The organism is Methanocalculus sp. MC3 (assembly GCF_054767395.1).
The window spans coordinates 918,438-935,082 of the sequence record NZ_BAABMP010000002.1 but is presented as its reverse complement, the minus strand read 5'-3'; the positions used below and the strand labels follow the sequence as shown (position 1 = coordinate 935,082).

Annotated in this window: 19 protein-coding genes and 2 tRNA genes; 9 read left to right on the top strand and 12 right to left on the bottom strand. The window is 49.7% G+C overall.

The annotated features are described in order from the left end of the window. Positions 1-14 precede the first annotated feature (14 nt). From ACYUBO_RS08285 to ACYUBO_RS08270, 4 genes are read left to right on the top strand one after another with little or no spacing between them, the layout of a single operon-like run. Complete coding sequence (locus ACYUBO_RS08285; RefSeq protein WP_460373499.1) at positions 15-506, top strand: gamma carbonic anhydrase family protein; 492 nt, start codon at positions 15-17, stop codon at positions 504-506. Next, a complete protein-coding gene (locus ACYUBO_RS08280; RefSeq protein WP_460373498.1) occupies positions 499-1,776 on the top strand; it encodes an FAD-dependent oxidoreductase in 1,278 nt (425 codons plus the stop codon). The genes ACYUBO_RS08285 and ACYUBO_RS08280 overlap by 8 nt, the downstream gene beginning before the upstream one ends. Next, positions 1,773-2,795 (top strand): S-methyl-5-thioribose-1-phosphate isomerase, encoded by a 1,023-nt coding sequence (gene mtnA, locus ACYUBO_RS08275; RefSeq protein ID WP_460373496.1) that lies wholly within the window; start codon positions 1,773-1,775, stop codon positions 2,793-2,795. The genes ACYUBO_RS08280 and mtnA overlap by 4 nt, the downstream gene beginning before the upstream one ends. A gap of 42 nt (positions 2,796-2,837) precedes the next feature. After that, a complete protein-coding gene (locus ACYUBO_RS08270; RefSeq protein WP_460373495.1) occupies positions 2,838-3,548 on the top strand; it encodes a DUF116 domain-containing protein in 711 nt (236 codons plus the stop codon). On the opposite strand, the gene ACYUBO_RS08265 is transcribed toward ACYUBO_RS08270, so the two are convergent. The 4 genes from ACYUBO_RS08265 to ACYUBO_RS08250 all read right to left on the bottom strand — a co-directional run bounded on the left by ACYUBO_RS08265 (position 3,504) and on the right by ACYUBO_RS08250 (position 5,534). Continuing rightward, a complete protein-coding gene (locus ACYUBO_RS08265) occupies positions 3,504-3,914 on the bottom strand; it encodes a bactofilin family protein (protein WP_460373493.1) in 411 nt (136 codons plus the stop codon). The two genes, ACYUBO_RS08270 and ACYUBO_RS08265, sit on opposite strands and share 45 nt — an antisense overlap. A gap of 23 nt (positions 3,915-3,937) precedes the next feature. After that, on the bottom strand, positions 3,938-4,795 hold the full coding sequence (locus tag ACYUBO_RS08260; RefSeq protein ID WP_460373491.1) for a geranylgeranylglycerol-phosphate geranylgeranyltransferase: 858 nt from the start codon (positions 4,793-4,795) through the stop codon (positions 3,938-3,940). Positions 4,796-4,818: 23 nt separating this feature from the next. Then, a complete protein-coding gene (locus ACYUBO_RS08255) occupies positions 4,819-5,436 on the bottom strand; it encodes a TMEM175 family protein (protein ID WP_300332999.1) in 618 nt (205 codons plus the stop codon). A 23-nt stretch (positions 5,437-5,459) separates the two neighbouring features. Then, positions 5,460-5,534 (bottom strand) — tRNA-Arg (locus tag ACYUBO_RS08250). Between the two features lie 59 nt (positions 5,535-5,593). On the opposite strand from ACYUBO_RS08250, the gene ACYUBO_RS08245 reads away from it, so the two are divergent. Beyond that, positions 5,594-6,706 (top strand): tRNA (guanine(10)-N(2))-dimethyltransferase, encoded by a 1,113-nt coding sequence (locus ACYUBO_RS08245; protein WP_460373488.1) that lies wholly within the window; start codon positions 5,594-5,596, stop codon positions 6,704-6,706. 8 nt (positions 6,707-6,714) lie between these two features. On the opposite strand, the gene ACYUBO_RS08240 is transcribed toward ACYUBO_RS08245, so the two are convergent. Beyond that, positions 6,715-7,827 (bottom strand): OBG GTPase family GTP-binding protein, encoded by a 1,113-nt coding sequence (locus tag ACYUBO_RS08240; RefSeq protein WP_460373487.1) that lies wholly within the window; start codon positions 7,825-7,827, stop codon positions 6,715-6,717. 173 nt (positions 7,828-8,000) lie between these two features. On the opposite strand from ACYUBO_RS08240, the gene ACYUBO_RS08235 reads away from it, so the two are divergent. From ACYUBO_RS08235 to ACYUBO_RS08225, 3 genes are all read left to right on the top strand, one after another. Further along, a tRNA-Glu gene (locus tag ACYUBO_RS08235) sits at positions 8,001-8,074 on the top strand. Positions 8,075-8,167: 93 nt separating this feature from the next. Beyond that, positions 8,168-8,929 (top strand): hypothetical protein, encoded by a 762-nt coding sequence (locus ACYUBO_RS08230; RefSeq protein ID WP_460373485.1) that lies wholly within the window; start codon positions 8,168-8,170, stop codon positions 8,927-8,929. 95 nt (positions 8,930-9,024) lie between these two features. After that, a complete protein-coding gene (locus ACYUBO_RS08225; RefSeq protein WP_460373483.1) occupies positions 9,025-10,803 on the top strand; it encodes an SIR2 family protein in 1,779 nt (592 codons plus the stop codon). 85 nt (positions 10,804-10,888) lie between these two features. Here the strand turns inward: ACYUBO_RS08225 and ACYUBO_RS08220 are convergent, their stop codons facing one another. Together ACYUBO_RS08220 and ACYUBO_RS08215 are read right to left on the bottom strand one after the other, a co-directional pair. Beyond that, a complete protein-coding gene (locus ACYUBO_RS08220; protein WP_460373481.1) occupies positions 10,889-11,794 on the bottom strand; it encodes a bile acid:sodium symporter family protein in 906 nt (301 codons plus the stop codon). Positions 11,795-11,911: 117 nt separating this feature from the next. Next, a complete protein-coding gene (locus tag ACYUBO_RS08215) occupies positions 11,912-12,070 on the bottom strand; it encodes a hypothetical protein (RefSeq protein WP_460373480.1) in 159 nt (52 codons plus the stop codon). Positions 12,071-12,184: 114 nt separating this feature from the next. Between ACYUBO_RS08215 and ACYUBO_RS08210 the strand changes: the two genes are divergently transcribed. Continuing rightward, positions 12,185-13,612, top strand: coding sequence for a Kelch repeat-containing protein (locus tag ACYUBO_RS08210; RefSeq protein ID WP_460373479.1), 1,428 nt, complete (start codon positions 12,185-12,187; stop codon positions 13,610-13,612). 144 nt (positions 13,613-13,756) lie between these two features. Here ACYUBO_RS08210 and ACYUBO_RS08205 read toward each other — a convergent pair whose 3' ends face one another. From ACYUBO_RS08205 to ACYUBO_RS08185, 5 genes are all read right to left on the bottom strand, one after another. Next, positions 13,757-13,987 (bottom strand): type II toxin-antitoxin system HicA family toxin, encoded by a 231-nt coding sequence (locus ACYUBO_RS08205; protein ID WP_460373478.1) that lies wholly within the window; start codon positions 13,985-13,987, stop codon positions 13,757-13,759. Continuing rightward, positions 13,984-14,199: a type II toxin-antitoxin system HicB family antitoxin gene (locus tag ACYUBO_RS08200; RefSeq protein WP_460373476.1), complete on the bottom strand. Its 216-nt coding sequence runs from the start codon at positions 14,197-14,199 to the stop codon at positions 13,984-13,986. The genes ACYUBO_RS08205 and ACYUBO_RS08200 overlap by 4 nt, the downstream gene beginning before the upstream one ends. 127 nt (positions 14,200-14,326) lie before the next feature. Then, positions 14,327-15,079, bottom strand: a complete 753-nt coding sequence (locus ACYUBO_RS08195; protein WP_460373474.1) for an ABC transporter permease subunit — start codon at positions 15,077-15,079, stop codon at positions 14,327-14,329. 2 nt (positions 15,080-15,081) lie between these two features. Then, entirely contained in the window at positions 15,082-16,062 is a 981-nt protein-coding gene (locus ACYUBO_RS08190) for an efflux ABC transporter ATPase subunit, DrrA-related (RefSeq protein WP_460373472.1), read from the bottom strand. Continuing rightward, positions 16,059-16,559, bottom strand: a complete 501-nt coding sequence (locus tag ACYUBO_RS08185; protein ID WP_300331900.1) for a PadR family transcriptional regulator — start codon at positions 16,557-16,559, stop codon at positions 16,059-16,061. Before ACYUBO_RS08185 ends, ACYUBO_RS08190 begins: the two co-directional genes overlap by 4 nt. Positions 16,560-16,645 lie beyond the last annotated feature (86 nt).

Genomic DNA, 16,645 nt, shown 5'->3' with positions numbered 1-16,645 from the left:
ACATATATACTCTTATGTGTAATGGTGGGTCCACCGGCAGGTGCGCTTTCATCGCCGATAACGCAACGGTTGTTGGTGATGCAGTGCTCGGCGAGGATGTGAGTGTCTGGTTTTCGGCGGTGATCCGGGCTGATCGTGTCCGTATCGTGGTAGGGGATCGATCAAATATCCAGGATAATGCCGTCCTCCATGGCAGCCCCGGCAACCCGACAACCATCGGTTCAGGTGTCTCGGTTGGCCATGGCGCGATTGTGCATGGCTGCACCATCGCAGATGACGTGCTGATCGGGATGGGCGCCATCGTGATGAATGGTGCGGTGATCGGATCAGGCAGTATCATTGGCGCGGGCGCTGTTGTCACAGAAGGAAAAGTGATCCCGGAAAATTCTGTTGTCCTCGGGGTGCCGGGGAAGGTGGTCTCGGAGACGACTGACGAGCAGCGTGCATCTATTCTGAAGAATGCATCTGTCTATGTTGATCTTGCACGGGGGTATTCCGATGCGTAGGGTTGTTGTTATCGGAGGGGGTGTTGCCGGTATCCAGGCGGCACTGGATGTTGCCAACCACGGAATCCCGGTGACCATTATCGAGCGTGAGCCAAGTATCGGCGGCCATATGGCACAGCTCGACAAGACCTTCCCGACGAACGACTGTTCGATGTGCATCCTCTCCCCGAAGATGGTGGATGTTGAGCGGCACCCGCTGATCACCATCCGCACCCTTGCTGAAGTGCAGGAGATCGAGGGGGAAGTCGGTGCATTCAGGGTGACGGTGCTCCAGCATCCCCGGTATGTTGATTCGAGCCTCTGCAATGGATGCGGCGACTGCATTGATATCTGCCCCGTTGAGGTCTATAACCGGTTCGATGCCGGTATCGGGGTTAGAAAGGCGATCTACAAATCGCATCCGCAGATTGTGCCGAATATCGTTGTCCGTGATGCAGAACACTGCATCGAATGCGGGCTCTGCTATGATATCTGCGGGAGAGAGGCGGTTCTTCGCGAGGATACTGAGAGGACCGAGGTGATCGAGGCGGCAAGCATCATCCTCGCAACCGGCTATCAGCTCTTTGATGCAGAAAAGAAGAGGATATTTGGCTACAACCGCTACCCTGATGTGATCACGAGCCTCGAATTCGAGCGGATGATCAATGCGAGCGGACCAACCGGCGGAGAAGTCCGCCGCCTCTCTGATGGGAATACCCCAAAATCCGTTGTCTTTGTCCAGTGTGTCGGTTCCCGCGATATCCAGCTGAAGCGGACTTACTGCTCTTCGGTCTGCTGCATGTATGCATTGAAGAATGCGATGCTGATTCTGGAGCACTATCCGGATTGCGAGGTCTCGATCCTCTACAATGATATCCGCGCTTATGGGAAGGGGTACGAGGAATATCTCAATCGTGCAGAAGCAGGAGGGGTCCGCCTGATTCGTGGTTTCCCCGGCGAGGTGATCGAGGGGAAGGGCGATCTGATCCTGCCGCTTGAGAATACCGAGACCGGAGAGTTTGTGAACCTCCATGCCGATCTCGTCGTCCTCTCGGTCGGGTTTGAGCCTGTGCCGGATACGCAGGCGATTGCAGAGCGGCTCGGGATACCAATGGACCAGAATGGTTTCCTGAATACCTCTGATCTGAAGCTTGACCCGGTGGGAACGATCAGGCCGGGGATCTACTGTGCGGGAACGGTGACCGCCCCCCGCGATATCCCTGACTCGGTGATGACGGCGGGTGCTGCTGCGATGCGGGCGACCCGTGATGTCCTCCTTGCCGGTGAATGATGCGGGGCCGGACGATCTGGTGGGAGGAAGGCGGGGTCGGGCTGATCGAGCAGACCCTCCTTCCTGAAGAGTATCGTGAAGTGGTCTGCTCCGATGTTCCGAGGCTTGTGCAGGCAATCCAGCGGCTTGAAGTCCGGGGAGCGCCTGCGCTTGGGGTCGCCGGTGCATACGGTGTTGCCCTTGCATGCAAAAATGCGCTTGGGGGTTTGGAATCTGCCTTCTCTGCCTCTGTGAACAAGGACGCGGCAGTGCTCCGCTCTGCGCGTCCGACTGCGGTAAACCTCGCATGGGGTGTTGACCGGGTCCTCTCAGCAATACAGCCGGTGAGCGATCCGGCGGATGCAGCAGAAGTGGCGCTCATCTGTGCAGAGCAGATAGCAGATGAGGATGAAGAGACCTGCCGGAGGATCGGATCCCATGGTGCGGCACTTCTCCCTGATGACTGCACTGTTCTGACACACTGCAATGCAGGTGCGCTTGCCTGTGCTGCATGGGGAACAGCGCTTGGGGTGATACGATCTGCATCAGAAGAGGGGAAGACTGTCCGTGTCATCTCCTGCGAGACGCGCCCACTCCTCCAGGGATCGCGGCTGACGGCATGGGAGCTCTCACGGGATGGAATCCCGGTGACAACGATCATCGACTCCGAAGCGGCATACCTGATGCAGAGAGGGGAGATTGACTGTGTGATCGTCGGCGCGGATCGGATCTGCACCGACGGTGTCTTCAACAAGATCGGCACCTACATGCATGCAGTCTCTGCTTCATACCACAAGATCCCCTTCTATGTGGCAGCGCCACGATCAACCTTCGATTCTGAACACCGGATGGTGGATATCATCGTTGAAGAGCGTGGACGCGGGGAGATTGCCTCTCTCTTCGGCAGGACGACGGTGCCGGATGCTGTGCCGGTTGTAAACTATGCCTTTGACGGAACACCGTTCTCCCTGATAACCGCAATAATCACGGAAGAGGGTCTGATCCGACATCCGTTTGATCACCCCTGGCTCATGCCATAAAGCAAGGTGCTAAGGTCTCCTGTGTCATATATAAATCTACATATGTTCTTTGAGGATGAGATCTGGAACCGGCTGATGATACTGCTTGGGGAGGTCACCCTCTTTGTCGCTCTCTTCCTGATTTTTATCTCCATCGTCATGGCGATCCTGATCGGAACATCCATCCGTTCAGGACGTCTCTTCTTCCCTGCCCTTCTCCGCCCGTTTCTTGTCCTGATGGAAGGGTTTGTGAAGAGTATCTGCACCTTAATCGGGATCGAACCCGGAGAGCTTCTCAGGTTCTTAATACGCCTTGATAACCGGATGAATACCCAGGCGTTTGCTGCAATCCCTCCAAATGAGAGGGCGGTATTTCTGCCACAGTGCCTCAGATCAGCGCAGTGCCCGGCTCATCTCACACCGGAAGGGCTTGCATGCGTAGGATGCGGGAGATGTGAACTGGGTGCCGGCATCCCGAAGATGAAGGAACTTGGATACAATGTCTTCATCATACCAGGATCGACTTTTATCAAGCGGATGGTGCAGCAGTATCATCCAAAAGGGATCATCGGTGTCGGCTGCCTGATGGAGGTAAAAGAGGGGCTTGAGATGTGCAACCGGATCGGGCTTGTTGCAATGGGTGTTGTGACGGCAAAAGATGGGTGTGTCGAGACGATCGTTGACTGGCACGATCTCTTTGATGTTGCGACGATTGGGATCGATCCCTCTTCAGTCGCCGATTATCCTGACGTTTCGCCCCACAAGAGTGCCTGATGTGATCTTTCCATAGATCAGGACCGAATTTTCAGCTTTTACATCCCCAACAGTCACACCAGGCCTGAGGACTAAATCGCCACCGGTTTCGACCGAATGGAGATGTGCCCGGTCGCAGATTGTTGCATTCTCATCCACGAGAAGTGGCCCTTTAATTCTGCTGTCTCTCCCGATAATGGCATTTTTACAGACAACTGCCCCCTCAACCGAGCATTCAGGCCCCATCTCAAGGGTGCCGTTTACAACAAGCCTGCCCCAGAAATGCGTCCGTTGTGGCACAATAAAATCACCGTGTATCTGGACATTCCCTTCGAAGAAGGATCCCGGTTCTGCGAGGTAGGTTGTTTTTTGTTTGTATATCCGCATATCTCCCCTCTCTACTTAACCAACTATTTCATTGGCATAAAGATATCTATTGCGCTTGCAATCAGGAAGATCAGGAGGGCGATATACATCATGTACTTCAGCTGCGTGGTGATTCCAAGCTCCCGGATACAGGCAGGTGTTGTGCACCTGACTGTCGGCCAGACCGATCCAAGGATGGCAAGATCGACAACTGCGATTCCTACAAGATAGGGAAGCCCCCACCAGAGAACCGGGATGAAACTGACAATAACAGCTATAATGGCCGATCCAAAGGCAATTGTTCCGGATCTGCTGATCCCGATTACCATCGGGAGGGTGGTTGCCCCGCCTGCTGCATCCCCGTCGACATCCTCTGCATCTTTTAGGATCTCCCGGGCAAGGGTTCCAAAGAGGGTGATCCCGGCAAGCGGCAACGTAATTACCAGTCCGTCAACTCCGGCAAGCGCCCCGCCGAAGAGGAAGATACTCCCCGAGAGATACGCAACGGCGATATTCCCAAAAAGAACGGTGCCTTTCAGGATACGGGCATAGAGGATGAGCAGTATGCTGTTGATGATCGCGATTGCAAGGCAGAGTGGATTGGTAAAGAACGCTGCCGATAGCCCTACGATGAAGAGGAGAGCGGCATAGAGGCATGCCGTCTTCACACCCAGCTCGCCTGAGGGGATTGGGCGATCCGGCCGGTTGATCGCATCGATTGCCGCATCACAGGCATCATTGATCGTATTTCCGGCGGCAGTGAGGAGAAGAGCTGCTGCTGCGAGGAGGAGTACTTCGGGGATCAGGGTTCCGGTTGCGATAAAGTATGCAAGGATTGCGGTTGCCCCTGAGATGGTGGCGTTTGCCGGCCTTATGATCCTGATTATGCCCGGAAGATGCATCTGGAAATGTATTGAACCTCGATCTATTTCGTCATTGCTCTCTCTGAGAGGCGGGTGTGGATCATCTTCACAAAGGGGATTGCAAGGTAGACTATTGTACTCCAGGTAGAACCGGCGAGGGCAACGGTGATTGCAATGATGGAGGCGATCGGGACGATCAGCGTCCTAACTGTTGTGATCCTGATCCGCTCCTGGTTGATTGTTGCTTTCAGGAGCCCTTTTCTGGCGGTATAGTGCCATATGAATGCGTAGATAATTCCAATTAGCAGAAGATTTGCTTCAAGAAATATAGGTGCGAGAGGGTCATCCCCATATTCGGTTGCGAGTGATGTCGAAAAGGGAATCAGGGCGATGAAGAGGAGTGAGATCCCCGATGACCAGAGGATCTTTGAGTCGATATGATCAACAACGGCAAATTGCCGGTGATGGACGACCCAGAGGATCATCAGCATTCCAAAGGCGAGTGCATAATGGTAGAGTTCAGGAAGAAGGCCAAGAACAAGTGATACTGCATCCGGGTATGTTGCGGTGGCAGGGACTTCAATCCCGAGGACCAGAATGGTCATCGCGATGGCAAACATACCGTCTGTCAGTGCTTCGAGTCGGTTCTTTGGAAATCTCCCCTCGATCGTATCTGACATCTGTTCCTCCTTAAGAAGAGAGACGGGCATGGAGGGATTTGAACCCCCGACCATTAGCTTAGGAGGCTAACGCCCTATCCTGACTAGGCCACATGCCCACTGACCAATATACTTCGGGTGACGAAGGTATAAGTTTTGCGAAAAACCAGAATTATTGATGAATTATGTGCAGGTCGTCGAGGGTACAACGCAGTTTCTGATACCATGGCAGGATGATGCTGCGCAGTTCCCCCCCGGCTCTGCACCGGTCTTCTTTAACCGGCGGATGGAGCTGAACCGCGATGTCACCATACTCCTTTTACAGGAGCTTCTTCCCGATCAATACCTTGATCTGATGGCGGCAACCGGGGTTAGGGCGCTTCGGGTGGCAAACGAGTGCGAAATCCCGGTGGTTGCAAATGACCGCGATTACGAATCGGTCCTGCTTCTCAGAACCAATGCACACCGGCTTGGTCTGCCGGTACGGGTGGTGAACCGTGATGCAAATGCCCTCTTATCCACGGAGCGGTTCGATACGGTGGATCTCGATCCCTTCGGGAGTCCGGCACCTTTTATTGACTCTGCAATCCGTTCTGCGCGCAGGTATCTCTTTGTGACGGCAACGGATACCGCCCCGCTCTGCGGCGCCCACCTGAAGGCGGGGATGCGGCGGTATGCAGCTGTCCCGATGAATACCGATTATCATCCCGAGGTCGGGCTCAGAATGTTAATCGGGCATGTGGCGCGGGAGACAATGAAATATGACCGGGGTATTGAGCCGCTCCTCTCCTTCTCGTTTGAACACTTCCACCGGACACATCTCCGAATGGTTCCGGGGGTCCGGGCCGCGGATCAGACACTCGCATCGCTTGGCTTTATTCACCAGTGCCCGAAGTGCTCGTTCCGCTCGGTAGAAGCTGGTCTGGTGCCTTCCGGCCGCACCTGCACCCGCTGTTCTCTGGCACTCCTCCCGATCGGGCCGCTCTGGATCGGGGATATCGCTGACCGTGCGCTTGCCCTGCGGCTGCTTGAGAGGATGGATGGCATGGCCTTTGGGTCGAAGGCACGCCTCTCCCGGCTTTTAAGGATACTTGCCGGAGAGCTTTCGGTTCTCCCGCACTATGATTATCACAAAGAGGCAAAACGGCTCGGTGTCTCACCGCCTGCAATGGATATCCTGCTTGAGCGGCTTCTCCAAAAAGGATATGGGGCAAGCCGGGCGCACTATTCCGGCACTGCCGTCCTGACTGACGCCCCTCTTGAAGTGCTGGAAGAGGTTCTCTCCCCGTAAAAAAGGATTTAGAGTTTTGTTACAATTGTCAGTATGTCGCCATCGGCGAGGACATGCGGAAGGCTGACCCGCTGGGCGTCGTGTTTTACCGAGTCACCCCATATTTTTGCATACCTGAACCGGTCGACAAAGTCGCGGTGGAGGCGGTTGCAGACATCCTCAACGGTGCTTCCTGCCCGGACAATCAGCGGCTCTTCCATATCTGCTGGTTCTCCGAGCGGCTTCATGAAGATCTGGATGAAACCGAGATGCTCATAGACGGCGTCTTTTAATTCGTTGATATTGTAGCCGGAGTGCGCCGAGATCATGATCGGGGCCTGCCCGAACTGTTTGGTGAGGTGCTTCACAATATCCTTCTTTGACTGGTCATCGACAAGATCGACCTTGTTGATTGCAATGAAGGCAGGGATATACCGGCGGTTGCCGATCATCGCATCGATGAAATCTTCCTGGGAAACATTGCCCCTGATCAGGACATCGGCATTCATGATCTTGTTCTCAGCAAGGATCGTCCTGATCTCTTCAAGGTTGAGTTCGACACTGCCGACGGTGTTCAGCCGGACACCGCCCATGCCCGTTTTTTTGATGGTGATATCCGGCTTTGGGGTGTTGATTCTGATCCCGGCATCATACAGCTCTCTTACAAGCACGTCGATATGCCGGTCATTGAAGACATCGCCCAAGATGATGATCAGATCAGCCGTCCTGACAACGGCGATGACCTCCTTGCCGCGCCCTTTTCCCATCGCGGCACCGGCGATCAAACCAGGAATATCCAGGATCTGGATCTTGGCTCCCCTGTGTTCCATCAGGCCGGGGACAACAGTCAGGGTGGTGAAGGCATATGCCGCAGTCTCGCTCTTTGTGCCGGTCAGCTGGTTCAGAAGTGTTGATTTACCAACAGACGGGAACCCCACAAGGACAACCGTTCCATCCCCTGATTTTTTGACAGAATAGCCTTCTCCTGTGCCGGACGATTTCATTGCACGGGTGACCGCCTCGTCCTTCAGCTTTGCTATCTTTGCTTTCAGCCTGCCGATATGGAGGGAGGTTGCCTTATTGTATTTTGTATTCCGGAGCTCATCCTCAATCTCACGGATCTGCTCTTCAAGGCTACTCATTCCTAATAAATGGCATCTCTGTGAACATGAATCTATGGAAGGTATGGGAGAAAAGAAGGGTGTTTGAGGTGTGAAGGGTATGGGGGATATGGGGGATGCGGAAGGCAGGGTGGACGGATGATATGATAATGGTTAAATATTCTCGTGTCTTACAGAATAGAGCACAAATTCTTGCTGATATAGTGTAGTCGGCCAATCATGTAGGACTCTCACTCCTACGACTGGGGTTCAAATCCCCATATCAGCATTCTGTCTTTTATATTGTCTTTTTCTTCGTGATAGGGGTATTTGTTATTGGGGGGGTGATATTTTATAAATGATAGAATAATATTTTTAAATTATGGTGCAAAACAAAGACGATTTTCTCAAATATTACAAATCATTTTCTCCATTTGAGAAATTCGAAGAAATAGATGGAACCTTTTATCCAAGAGATATCTCTGAGCCCGATATTAGATTTATTCCCTTAGCCGAACCGCATGCGATTATTTCTGATCTCTACCATAATCCTCAAGATTGGTATTATATCCGTGAGTTAATTGAAGAGTTTATGTATCAATCATTTTCGTCTTACTACGGAGGTATGTATTTTGCATCTTTCACATTATCAACAAGTTGCTTAGAATTAATTTTGAAATATGAATTAATTCGAGTTGGAAAAATACCTCCATCAGAACTCGACAAACCTTCTTGTAATCTCTCATGGTCAATTAGTCAGGTGAGAAAAATTAATCTAGAAAAGTATGGTGATAAATTCAAAATTGTCAAAGATATTAGAAATGGAATGTATCATTTTAATCCAAAAAAATTAAATGAAGCACTTATGTTAATCCAAAATGAAATGATTCTTCCCGATACAGAAGTAGTATTTGCTTTTTTAGACAATGATAATACGATTATGTTTCCGAGTACAGATCTTCCTTGGTCAATATCTCAATTTACAAATAATCGAGAATGGAGTAAAATAGCTTATTACGTATATTCTCTAATTTATGATATTACGAAAGAACTTTATGGTGAAGACCAATTCGTCAAGCATATAGAAGAAGGTTTAGAAGATCACGAGAGAGTAAAAAATATGGTTGAAAAGGAAACTCGATGATGTTATTATATAATTTGAAGGGGATTGCCAGTTCAAAAAAGATGTTACGGCGTTAATTATATATATTTTATTTTAATTAGATTAATTGGTATGATATGATAAATCCTTTAGTACGACTTTCTGCAAATGCCTTGCCTGGAGAAAAAACCTATATCTTGTTAGCAGGTGCAGGAGTTTCACAAGATGCCGGGATTCCGACAGCATGGGATCTAATGCTTGAAACGGCAAAATATCTCTATTTAGAAGAAAATACTGGCTTGGATGGGCAGGATGCCAATCTAGAAGAAATTGGGAAATGGTTTGTTGAAAGTGATTATTCAAAGATGGAATATTCGAATATTATTGGAAATTTATTTAAATCTACAGTTGAACAACAAAAATTTCTTGAAGGTTTTCTAGGAAACAAAGAACCTGGAGATGCTCATAGGGCAATCGCTGAGATGGCGCGGAGGGGGATACTTAGAGCAATAATTACAACGAATTTTGATCATTGTCTTGAAATGGCTTTGAAAGAAAAAGGTCTTGATATTCAGGTTATTGCTAATGATCATGTTCTCCAATATTCAGAACCCTTAATCCATTGTAAAAAAGTTAGAGTGTATAAACCACATGGATCATTGGGAGAAGGAAAATTATGTAATACTCCCAGAGACCTTGAAAATCTTTCTCCTGAAATGGAAAATGAGCTTCAAAAAATGTTCAATGAACATGGAGTAATAATTATTGGCTACTCAGGTCGTGACCCTGATATTTTAAAACTAATTTCTAATAGAAAATGTAGTCATTATTCACTATATTGGATAAATCCATCAAAACCATCTGGTGAAGCTTTAAAATTCTTCGATAATAATCAAGCAATATTCATACCCTGTGAAGATGGTGCTGGCAATTTGTTAAATCACTTCATTGTATTACAGGATCGAATCCGTGCACTTGTCCCATCAGGAGCATCTAATGGCCCTTCATTTTCAGAATTGAAAACTGCTATATTGGGGCGAGAACCAGATATATCCATTTATAGGGATTTTCTTGAAGATATATATAATGAACTTGAGAAAATTAAACCTGATTTCTCTCGCTTTGAATATCATGATGAGGCAATATATAATCAAATCGAAATCGGGGAAGACATTTCATATAGATTTATTGAAGCAACTCTACTTGCCTCACGATATAAAAATTTTGAAGTCATAAAAACCGTTTATGACTATTTTGGTGAATTTTTAAAACTTTATAGTCCTCCCAAAGGATTTGCAGGTTCATACATAATTGGTAATTTTGATGGAAATAAATATCTAATTCATGAAATGTTTTTAGGATTTATTGCTTCGCTTCAACATTATGACAATTGGGAATTTATCAATGATCTTTTGAAGAATGGAATTTTTATTGAAGATAATATGCGAAGCGGTTACTCAGATTATATGAATATTTATTCATATCTTAGATCATTAGATGTAGACAGAAATCAAAGGATTGATGCTAAAAGATTAAGCCTTTCAACAGATATTTTAAAAACAAGATTTGAAAATGGAAGATTAAGTAAACTAATTCCATTTAAAGAAATAAAGGATGCAGATCTTTTCTTGTTTCAGTATTGGTGTTTTAATTATAGCAAAGAGGAGGGTAGTAAATATACTCGCTGGTACCCAAAAACAACAATCTACTTGCATGAAGCACCCACTTATCTGAAGAAAGCTGAAAGCAGTTCATATTTACAACAAATTGCAAAGGGATTGAATATTGATGATCCACAGGATTTAATTTCAGGAATTCCTTGTTGTGAAGAAATGTTAAATCAACTTTTCAAACATGATTTTTACTACATTAATCCATTTTCTGATGTTAATATTGAAAATCTTGGAAAAAGATAATAAATATTGAATAAATTTATCTGCCGCATTTCATATTTTTTTAACCAATTCATTGCCGGAACGGGGCTCAAATCATCCCCTTGGCTCACCCTTCCCTTTTTCTCATCCTCAATTTCGGAATCATCCCTTCCTTCCTCTTCTTCCGGTAGATTGCTCCGCCAAAGATCATCATGAAGATGATCCCAAAGATGGCGATCACGAGCACCATGAACATGATCTGGGGATCCCGGAAATTTGCTGTGACGACGACGAGTGCGGCGGAGACATTCCGGAACCCGGTGCCAAAGGAGAGCACCTCGCGGTTCTTCCGGTCTGCACCCCCCATCAGGTGGCCGATCACAAATGACCCGAGGATAAAGAAGATCGCGACAAGCACCCCCTGGAGCCCCAGAATTGCTCCTGCTACAACAGCGAAGTCGCTTGTGAAGAGAATGACGGTATAGATGAGGAGGACGAGGATGATCGAGAGATCAGAGCTCCGGCTGACAACCGGGTGAAGCCGTTTTGCCATCTCCGGCAGCCGTGCCCGCAGTGCCATCGTGGCAATGAGCGGGATGAGCATGAAGACGATGAGATAGAGGATCGTGTTGGTCTTGTCGATTGCAACGTCCCCGATCAGGAGCGGCAGAACGAGCGGCATATAGAGGATTGTTGCCAGGATCAGAACCATCGTCAGCCCGACTGCATAGGCAACATCCCCCTTTACAATCGAGATCGCCTTTGGGAGCGATGGTGCACCCGCAGCGGCAGCAACGATCAAAAGGCCGGTTGCAAGGCCGGAATCAAGCGGAATGAGCTTCAGGATCAAAAAAGCAAAGAGCGGAACCGCGAGGAAATTTGCAACAAGGGAGATAGTGAGGAGCCCCTTCTTCTTCCAGGGGGCAAGGATCTCTCCAACCGTCAGGTTGAGCCCCATGGCAGCGATGCTGGTGACGACAAAGAACCAGATCGCATAATTGCCGATATCGGATACGAGCGGGTTAACAACCATCTTTCTCCCTCCTCCTGTTTCCAGATTTGTGCTGGAAGTTAAAAAATGGTTGCAATTGTCCGTATCGTATCCCGATGAATGAGATGAGAGAACCGCATTGAACACGGATATCCATCTTCACCAACGTTCCTGCTGCAGGAGATACGAAACGATTATTGCCAGTCCCTCCTCTTTTTGTACTACCGCAAGGAAAAAGGGCGTCTTCATAGGAAGAGAGTGTACAGGGAAATAATCAATGGCACTACCGGTTGATTGGGCGGAAATCCGCCTCTTCATCTCTGCCTCCCTCATCTGCCCATGTATGCTGCTTGGATGTCGCTTCGAGTAAAAAGGGCAAAAAAATCCTGCTCCTGCTCTCCCCTGTTCCTACGGTTGCCTGAGTGACTAATCATGAATACGAAAACACCTATCACACGACTCATGGGAGTTCTTCTTCTCCTCATCTGCATGGTTGCAGGTGCCAGTGCCGCCGGATCTCCTGCCGCTGATTTTTACGCCACGCCTGAAAACGGCAGCGCTCCATTGACCGTCGAATTCACAGATATATCCGCTGGGGATGCTTCCGGCCGGGCATGGTACTTTGGTGAAGGGATCACCGATCCTGAGTGGACAGAGACAGCCCCGGATGCCGGGTGGTCGGCACGGGGAGGCCATTCGATGGTTGTTCTTCCCGATGGGAGCGTCGTCCTGATGGGCGGCGTTGAAGATGGCGCCTATGCCCATGATGTCTGGAGATCAGAGGACTCTGGTGCCACCTGGAGCAGGGTTGCCGATGAGCCCCGGTGGGGGCCCCGGACATACCATTCCAGCCTTCTCCTCGCAGATGGCAGTGTCCTCCTTATAGGAGGTTTTTATCGTGATGGTGATGAATGGATAAATTATAACGATGTCTGGCGTTCAACCACCAAGGGCGTTCATTGGACAAAGATAACTGATGAAGCCCCCTGGACGGCCCGTGATGGCCATACAACCCTCCTCCTCAATGACAGAAGCATCATCCTGATGGGAGGATGGGATCGGGTCGGCCAGAAAAACGATGTCTGGCGTTCGAATAATAACGGCATCTCCTGGTCGCAGATCTCGCATCGGGCAGGATGGCCGCCCCGGGCATACCACTCCAGTGTTCTGCTCCCTGATGGCAGTATTGTCCTGATGGGCGGCTACTTTCAAGATGATGATAGCTGGTCCTACTTCAATGATGTCTGGCGCTCAACCGACAATGGTGTCACATGGACTGAAATGACATCGGATGCCGAATGGTCAGCCCGTGATGGCCATACGAGTGTTGCACTCCCTGACGGGGGCATTCTTCTGATGGGAGGAATGGATGATGATATCAGGTATAACGATCTCTGGCATTCGGCAGATTACGGTGCCACCTGGATCGAGATCACTCCTGAGACGGGGTGGGATGCACGTGATCGCCATGCCAGCGTGCTCCTTCCTGATGGGAGCGTTCTTGTAACGGGGGGCTGGTCATATGAGGGGGATGACGAATTTACCTACTATAATGATGTCTGGCGGCTCCAGACAGCCGATTCAGATGTTCAGAACCCTTCTCATCTCTATACGGATCCGGGCAGCTATAGCGTCACAATCCGGGCATTCAATGCCGCAGGGTTCTCCACCCTCACAAAAGAGGCTTTCATAACCGTCACCGAACCTGCACCTCCAGAGACACCGGCTCCTTCCATAACCCCTGAGCCTGAAGAACCACATATCCTCACACCAACCCCGGAGCAGTCTCCGGTTGTTTATGCGCCTGTTCTGCTCCTGATTGCAGGGCTGGTTCTGCTTGCGATGCGAAAAGAGGAATAATATTTTTTGCCATATTTTTGGAAGAGAGCCTCTTCTTTTGACTCTCTTCCTCCTGCAATACAGTAATACTGCAATATTGCCGATTGTCAAGTGGAGATCAGTTTATTAGTTAGAATTTCCGATTTTGGACTCAATGAGGAATCATTATTTCTTCTTTAGAAGCCTGTTAAACTCTTCAACTGTAAGTCCTGCGTCTTTGATCAACTCCCGTTCAGTACCTTTTGAAACGGGATCATGATTCGGTATCACAAGAATATCCTCATCATTGGACATCACGATATGGCTACCCGTCTGTCTGTCTATTTGATAACCCAATTTTGAAAATACTTTGACCATTTGTCTACCGGAAACCGGAAGGAGACGTTTTTCCGTCATACCGCAAGATCGATTAAGGTCCTATTTGGCTGCTGGTGCATCAGTTTCCTTGCTTTTTCATGAGCAACATTCAGATAGAGATCTATTGCTTCCTGAATATTCCGGATTGCTTCATCCTTTGTTGCTCCCTGGGAGTGGCAGCCTTTCAATGCGGGGCAATGGACTGAGAATGTGCCATCTTCTTCTTCTTCCAGCACAATATCAAGTTTCATTCGCAACACCTTTTCATCTATCTCATTTGGGATGAGTATGTTATTATATATTTGGTATTTCTCATAAGTGGCTGCTTGATTAAGAAGCTTTTTTAGTCATGAATCTGTCATATGGTCTCTCCCCCTCTCACACCGACGCCTTCCTGAAGAGAAACGCTCCCACACCAATCATAACCACCGTGCTCAGGCAAAGCGCCGCCAGGCATACAAGCGGGTGGATTGCCGAGGTGCCGAGGAGCCCATACCGGATCCCCTCCACGCCATGGGTGAGGGGGTTTATGAGTGTCAGGGGTATCACCCATCCGGGCAGGCTTTCAATCGGGAAGAGGGCGCCGGAGAGGCCGAAGATCGGGAAGACCACGAAGTTCATGATCAGCTGGAACCCGTGCATATCCTCCATCCTTGAAGCAATGGCGATGCCGAGTGCTGCAAAGCAGATGCCGATCAGCGTCATGAAGAGGAAGGCGATGAGAAAACCCGGAAGGGAGGGTATGGCAATCCCGATAAAGAGCGATAAGACAAGGATGAACGCCCCCTGTATAACGGCTGTCGTTGCGCCTCCGGCGGTCTGGCCGAGCATGATCTCAAGCCGTGAGACCGGTGCGACCAGCGTCTCTTTCAGGAACCCAAACTGCTTGTCCCAGATGATCATGATCCCTGAAAAGACCGAGGTGAAGAGTACCGCCATTGAGATGATCCCCGGAACCAGGAACTGGAGGTAATTTTCTCCTGTTGCTCCCGGTATCTGCACCACCTCATTCAGCCCAAATCCAAGTGCCAGAAGGAAGAATACCGGCATTCCGAGGCTCCCGACGATCCGGCTCTTTGATCGGAGATAGCGTTTCAGGCTCCGCAGCCAGAGTGTATAGATGATATCCATCGCTAGTTCCTCCTCGGCATCATCATCCGCATCCGATCTGCTGCCCCTGCCTCTTCCTGCCGCATCTCCCTGCCGGTATAGTGGAGGAAGACATCCTCGAGGGTAGGCTTCCTGATCGAGATGGATGCAATCGTATACCCATCCCGTCCGATCAGCCCAAGGAGTTCAAGCAGGTGATCTTCTGCTGAGTGAAGCCGGATGATCACCTGCCCGTCATACTGTTCTGCACCGATAATCCATGGAGCCTTGATTTCGCCTGCAATCCTGCCAGCATCGGGGGATGTGATGTATACCACGTCTTCACCCACCCTGGCTTTCAGGCTCGCTGGCGTATCCATCGCAACGATTCTGCCCCTGTCGATGATCGCCACCCGGTCGCAGAGCCGATCCGCCTCATCCATGTAGTGGGTGGTGAGGATGATGGTGATCCCCTTTGTCTGGTTTAAGTTCTGGATATACTCCCAGAGATGGTTTCTCGTCTGGGGATCAAGGCCGAGTGTCGGCTCATCCAGAAAGAGAACCGAGGGCTCGTGCAGAAGCCCCCGTGCAATCTCAAGCCGGCGCCTCATCCCCCCTGAAAAAGTCTTAACGAGGCTCTCTTTCCGGTCTTCCAGCTCGACAAGCCTGAGCATCTCACCAATCCGCTCTTCCCTGATCGCCTTTGGGATGCGGTAGAGCCTGCCATGGAAATCCATATTTTCCCATGCCGTCAGCTCCTCATCCAGACTCTGATCCTGGAAGACGATCCCTATTGCCTTCCGGACGCCATCCTGATCCTTTCTGATATCGATCCCATTGAGAAATGCAGTGCCCGATGTCGGTTCAAGCAGGGTGGAGAGCATCGAGATGGCGGTCGTCTTTCCGGCACCATTTGGCCCGAGGAGGCCGAAGATCTCCCCTTCCGGTATCTCAAAAGAGATGGCATCAACTGCGGTAAAGTCCCCGAACCGTTTGGTGAGTGAATCCACGAGAATCGCATTCATTCGGATCTCCCCTTCTCGCCGAGCCCTCCAAGTCTTTTTGTGCATTCCCTGAGGATCTCCAGAGCTTCTTCATGCTTCTCTGCCGGCAGGGTATGGATAGACTCCCGTATTTCCCACATCATCTCCCTGAGGGATGCACGTTCTTCTCCAAAGATCCTGGTATGCAGGGTTTTAAGCAGGAGTAGCTGTTCCCCGGACTGGTGTCTGCATGCCTTGATTGCTGTTAGAACCTCTTCCCCGGCATCGGTAAGGGTATAGATCGTCTTTGCACGCAATCCCGTATCCTCTTCTGTAATGAGCCCTTCACCAGCGAGGCTGTGGAGCAATGGATAGAGTGTTCCCTTGCTCGGCACCCATGCTCCTCCTGTTACCTCCTCAATTTCTTTGAGTAAATCATAACCGGTTTTTGGCTTGCAGTGGAGTGAATGGAGGACATACAAGGAGATCAATGACCTTGTATGGCCTTCTTCGGTGGTGTATTGCAGTATGCCTCTCATTGTATAACCCGACCTTTGATGATAGTTCTATTTCGAACCGTATTGTAATGAACCGTTCGTAACCAAACTATATCAGCATATCGAAT

What these genes read in the sequence shown, in the direction of transcription:
- ACYUBO_RS08215 (WP_460373480.1), bottom strand. Translation starts at nt 12,070, where the DNA reads ATGAAGAGGCGGATTTCCGCCCAATCAACCGGTAGTGCCATTGATTAT.
- ACYUBO_RS08285 (WP_460373499.1), top strand. Translation starts at nt 15, where the DNA reads ATGTGTAATGGTGGGTCCACCGGCAGGTGCGCTTTCATCGCCGATAAC.
- ACYUBO_RS08210 (WP_460373479.1), top strand. Translation starts at nt 12,185, where the DNA reads ATGAATACGAAAACACCTATCACACGACTCATGGGAGTTCTTCTTCTC.
- ACYUBO_RS08260 (WP_460373491.1), bottom strand. Translation starts at nt 4,795, where the DNA reads ATGCATCTTCCGGGCATAATCAGGATCATAAGGCCGGCAAACGCCACC.
- ACYUBO_RS08245 (WP_460373488.1), top strand. Translation starts at nt 5,594, where the DNA reads ATGAATTATGTGCAGGTCGTCGAGGGTACAACGCAGTTTCTGATACCA.
- ACYUBO_RS08205 (WP_460373478.1), bottom strand. Translation starts at nt 13,987, where the DNA reads ATGACGGAAAAACGTCTCCTTCCGGTTTCCGGTAGACAAATGGTCAAA.
- ACYUBO_RS08220 (WP_460373481.1), bottom strand. Translation starts at nt 11,794, where the DNA reads ATGGTTGTTAACCCGCTCGTATCCGATATCGGCAATTATGCGATCTGG.
- ACYUBO_RS08280 (WP_460373498.1), top strand. Translation starts at nt 499, where the DNA reads ATGCGTAGGGTTGTTGTTATCGGAGGGGGTGTTGCCGGTATCCAGGCG.
- ACYUBO_RS08200 (WP_460373476.1), bottom strand. Translation starts at nt 14,199, where the DNA reads ATGAAACTTGATATTGTGCTGGAAGAAGAAGAAGATGGCACATTCTCA.
- ACYUBO_RS08195 (WP_460373474.1), bottom strand. Translation starts at nt 15,079, where the DNA reads ATGGATATCATCTATACACTCTGGCTGCGGAGCCTGAAACGCTATCTC.
- ACYUBO_RS08225 (WP_460373483.1), top strand. Translation starts at nt 9,025, where the DNA reads ATGATAAATCCTTTAGTACGACTTTCTGCAAATGCCTTGCCTGGAGAA.
- mtnA (WP_460373496.1), top strand. Translation starts at nt 1,773, where the DNA reads ATGATGCGGGGCCGGACGATCTGGTGGGAGGAAGGCGGGGTCGGGCTG.
- ACYUBO_RS08255 (WP_300332999.1), bottom strand. Translation starts at nt 5,436, where the DNA reads ATGTCAGATACGATCGAGGGGAGATTTCCAAAGAACCGACTCGAAGCA.
- ACYUBO_RS08230 (WP_460373485.1), top strand. Translation starts at nt 8,168, where the DNA reads ATGGTGCAAAACAAAGACGATTTTCTCAAATATTACAAATCATTTTCT.
- ACYUBO_RS08185 (WP_300331900.1), bottom strand. Translation starts at nt 16,559, where the DNA reads ATGAGAGGCATACTGCAATACACCACCGAAGAAGGCCATACAAGGTCA.
- ACYUBO_RS08265 (WP_460373493.1), bottom strand. Translation starts at nt 3,914, where the DNA reads ATGCGGATATACAAACAAAAAACAACCTACCTCGCAGAACCGGGATCC.
- ACYUBO_RS08240 (WP_460373487.1), bottom strand. Translation starts at nt 7,827, where the DNA reads ATGAGTAGCCTTGAAGAGCAGATCCGTGAGATTGAGGATGAGCTCCGG.
- ACYUBO_RS08270 (WP_460373495.1), top strand. Translation starts at nt 2,838, where the DNA reads ATGTTCTTTGAGGATGAGATCTGGAACCGGCTGATGATACTGCTTGGG.
- ACYUBO_RS08190 (WP_460373472.1), bottom strand. Translation starts at nt 16,062, where the DNA reads ATGAATGCGATTCTCGTGGATTCACTCACCAAACGGTTCGGGGACTTT.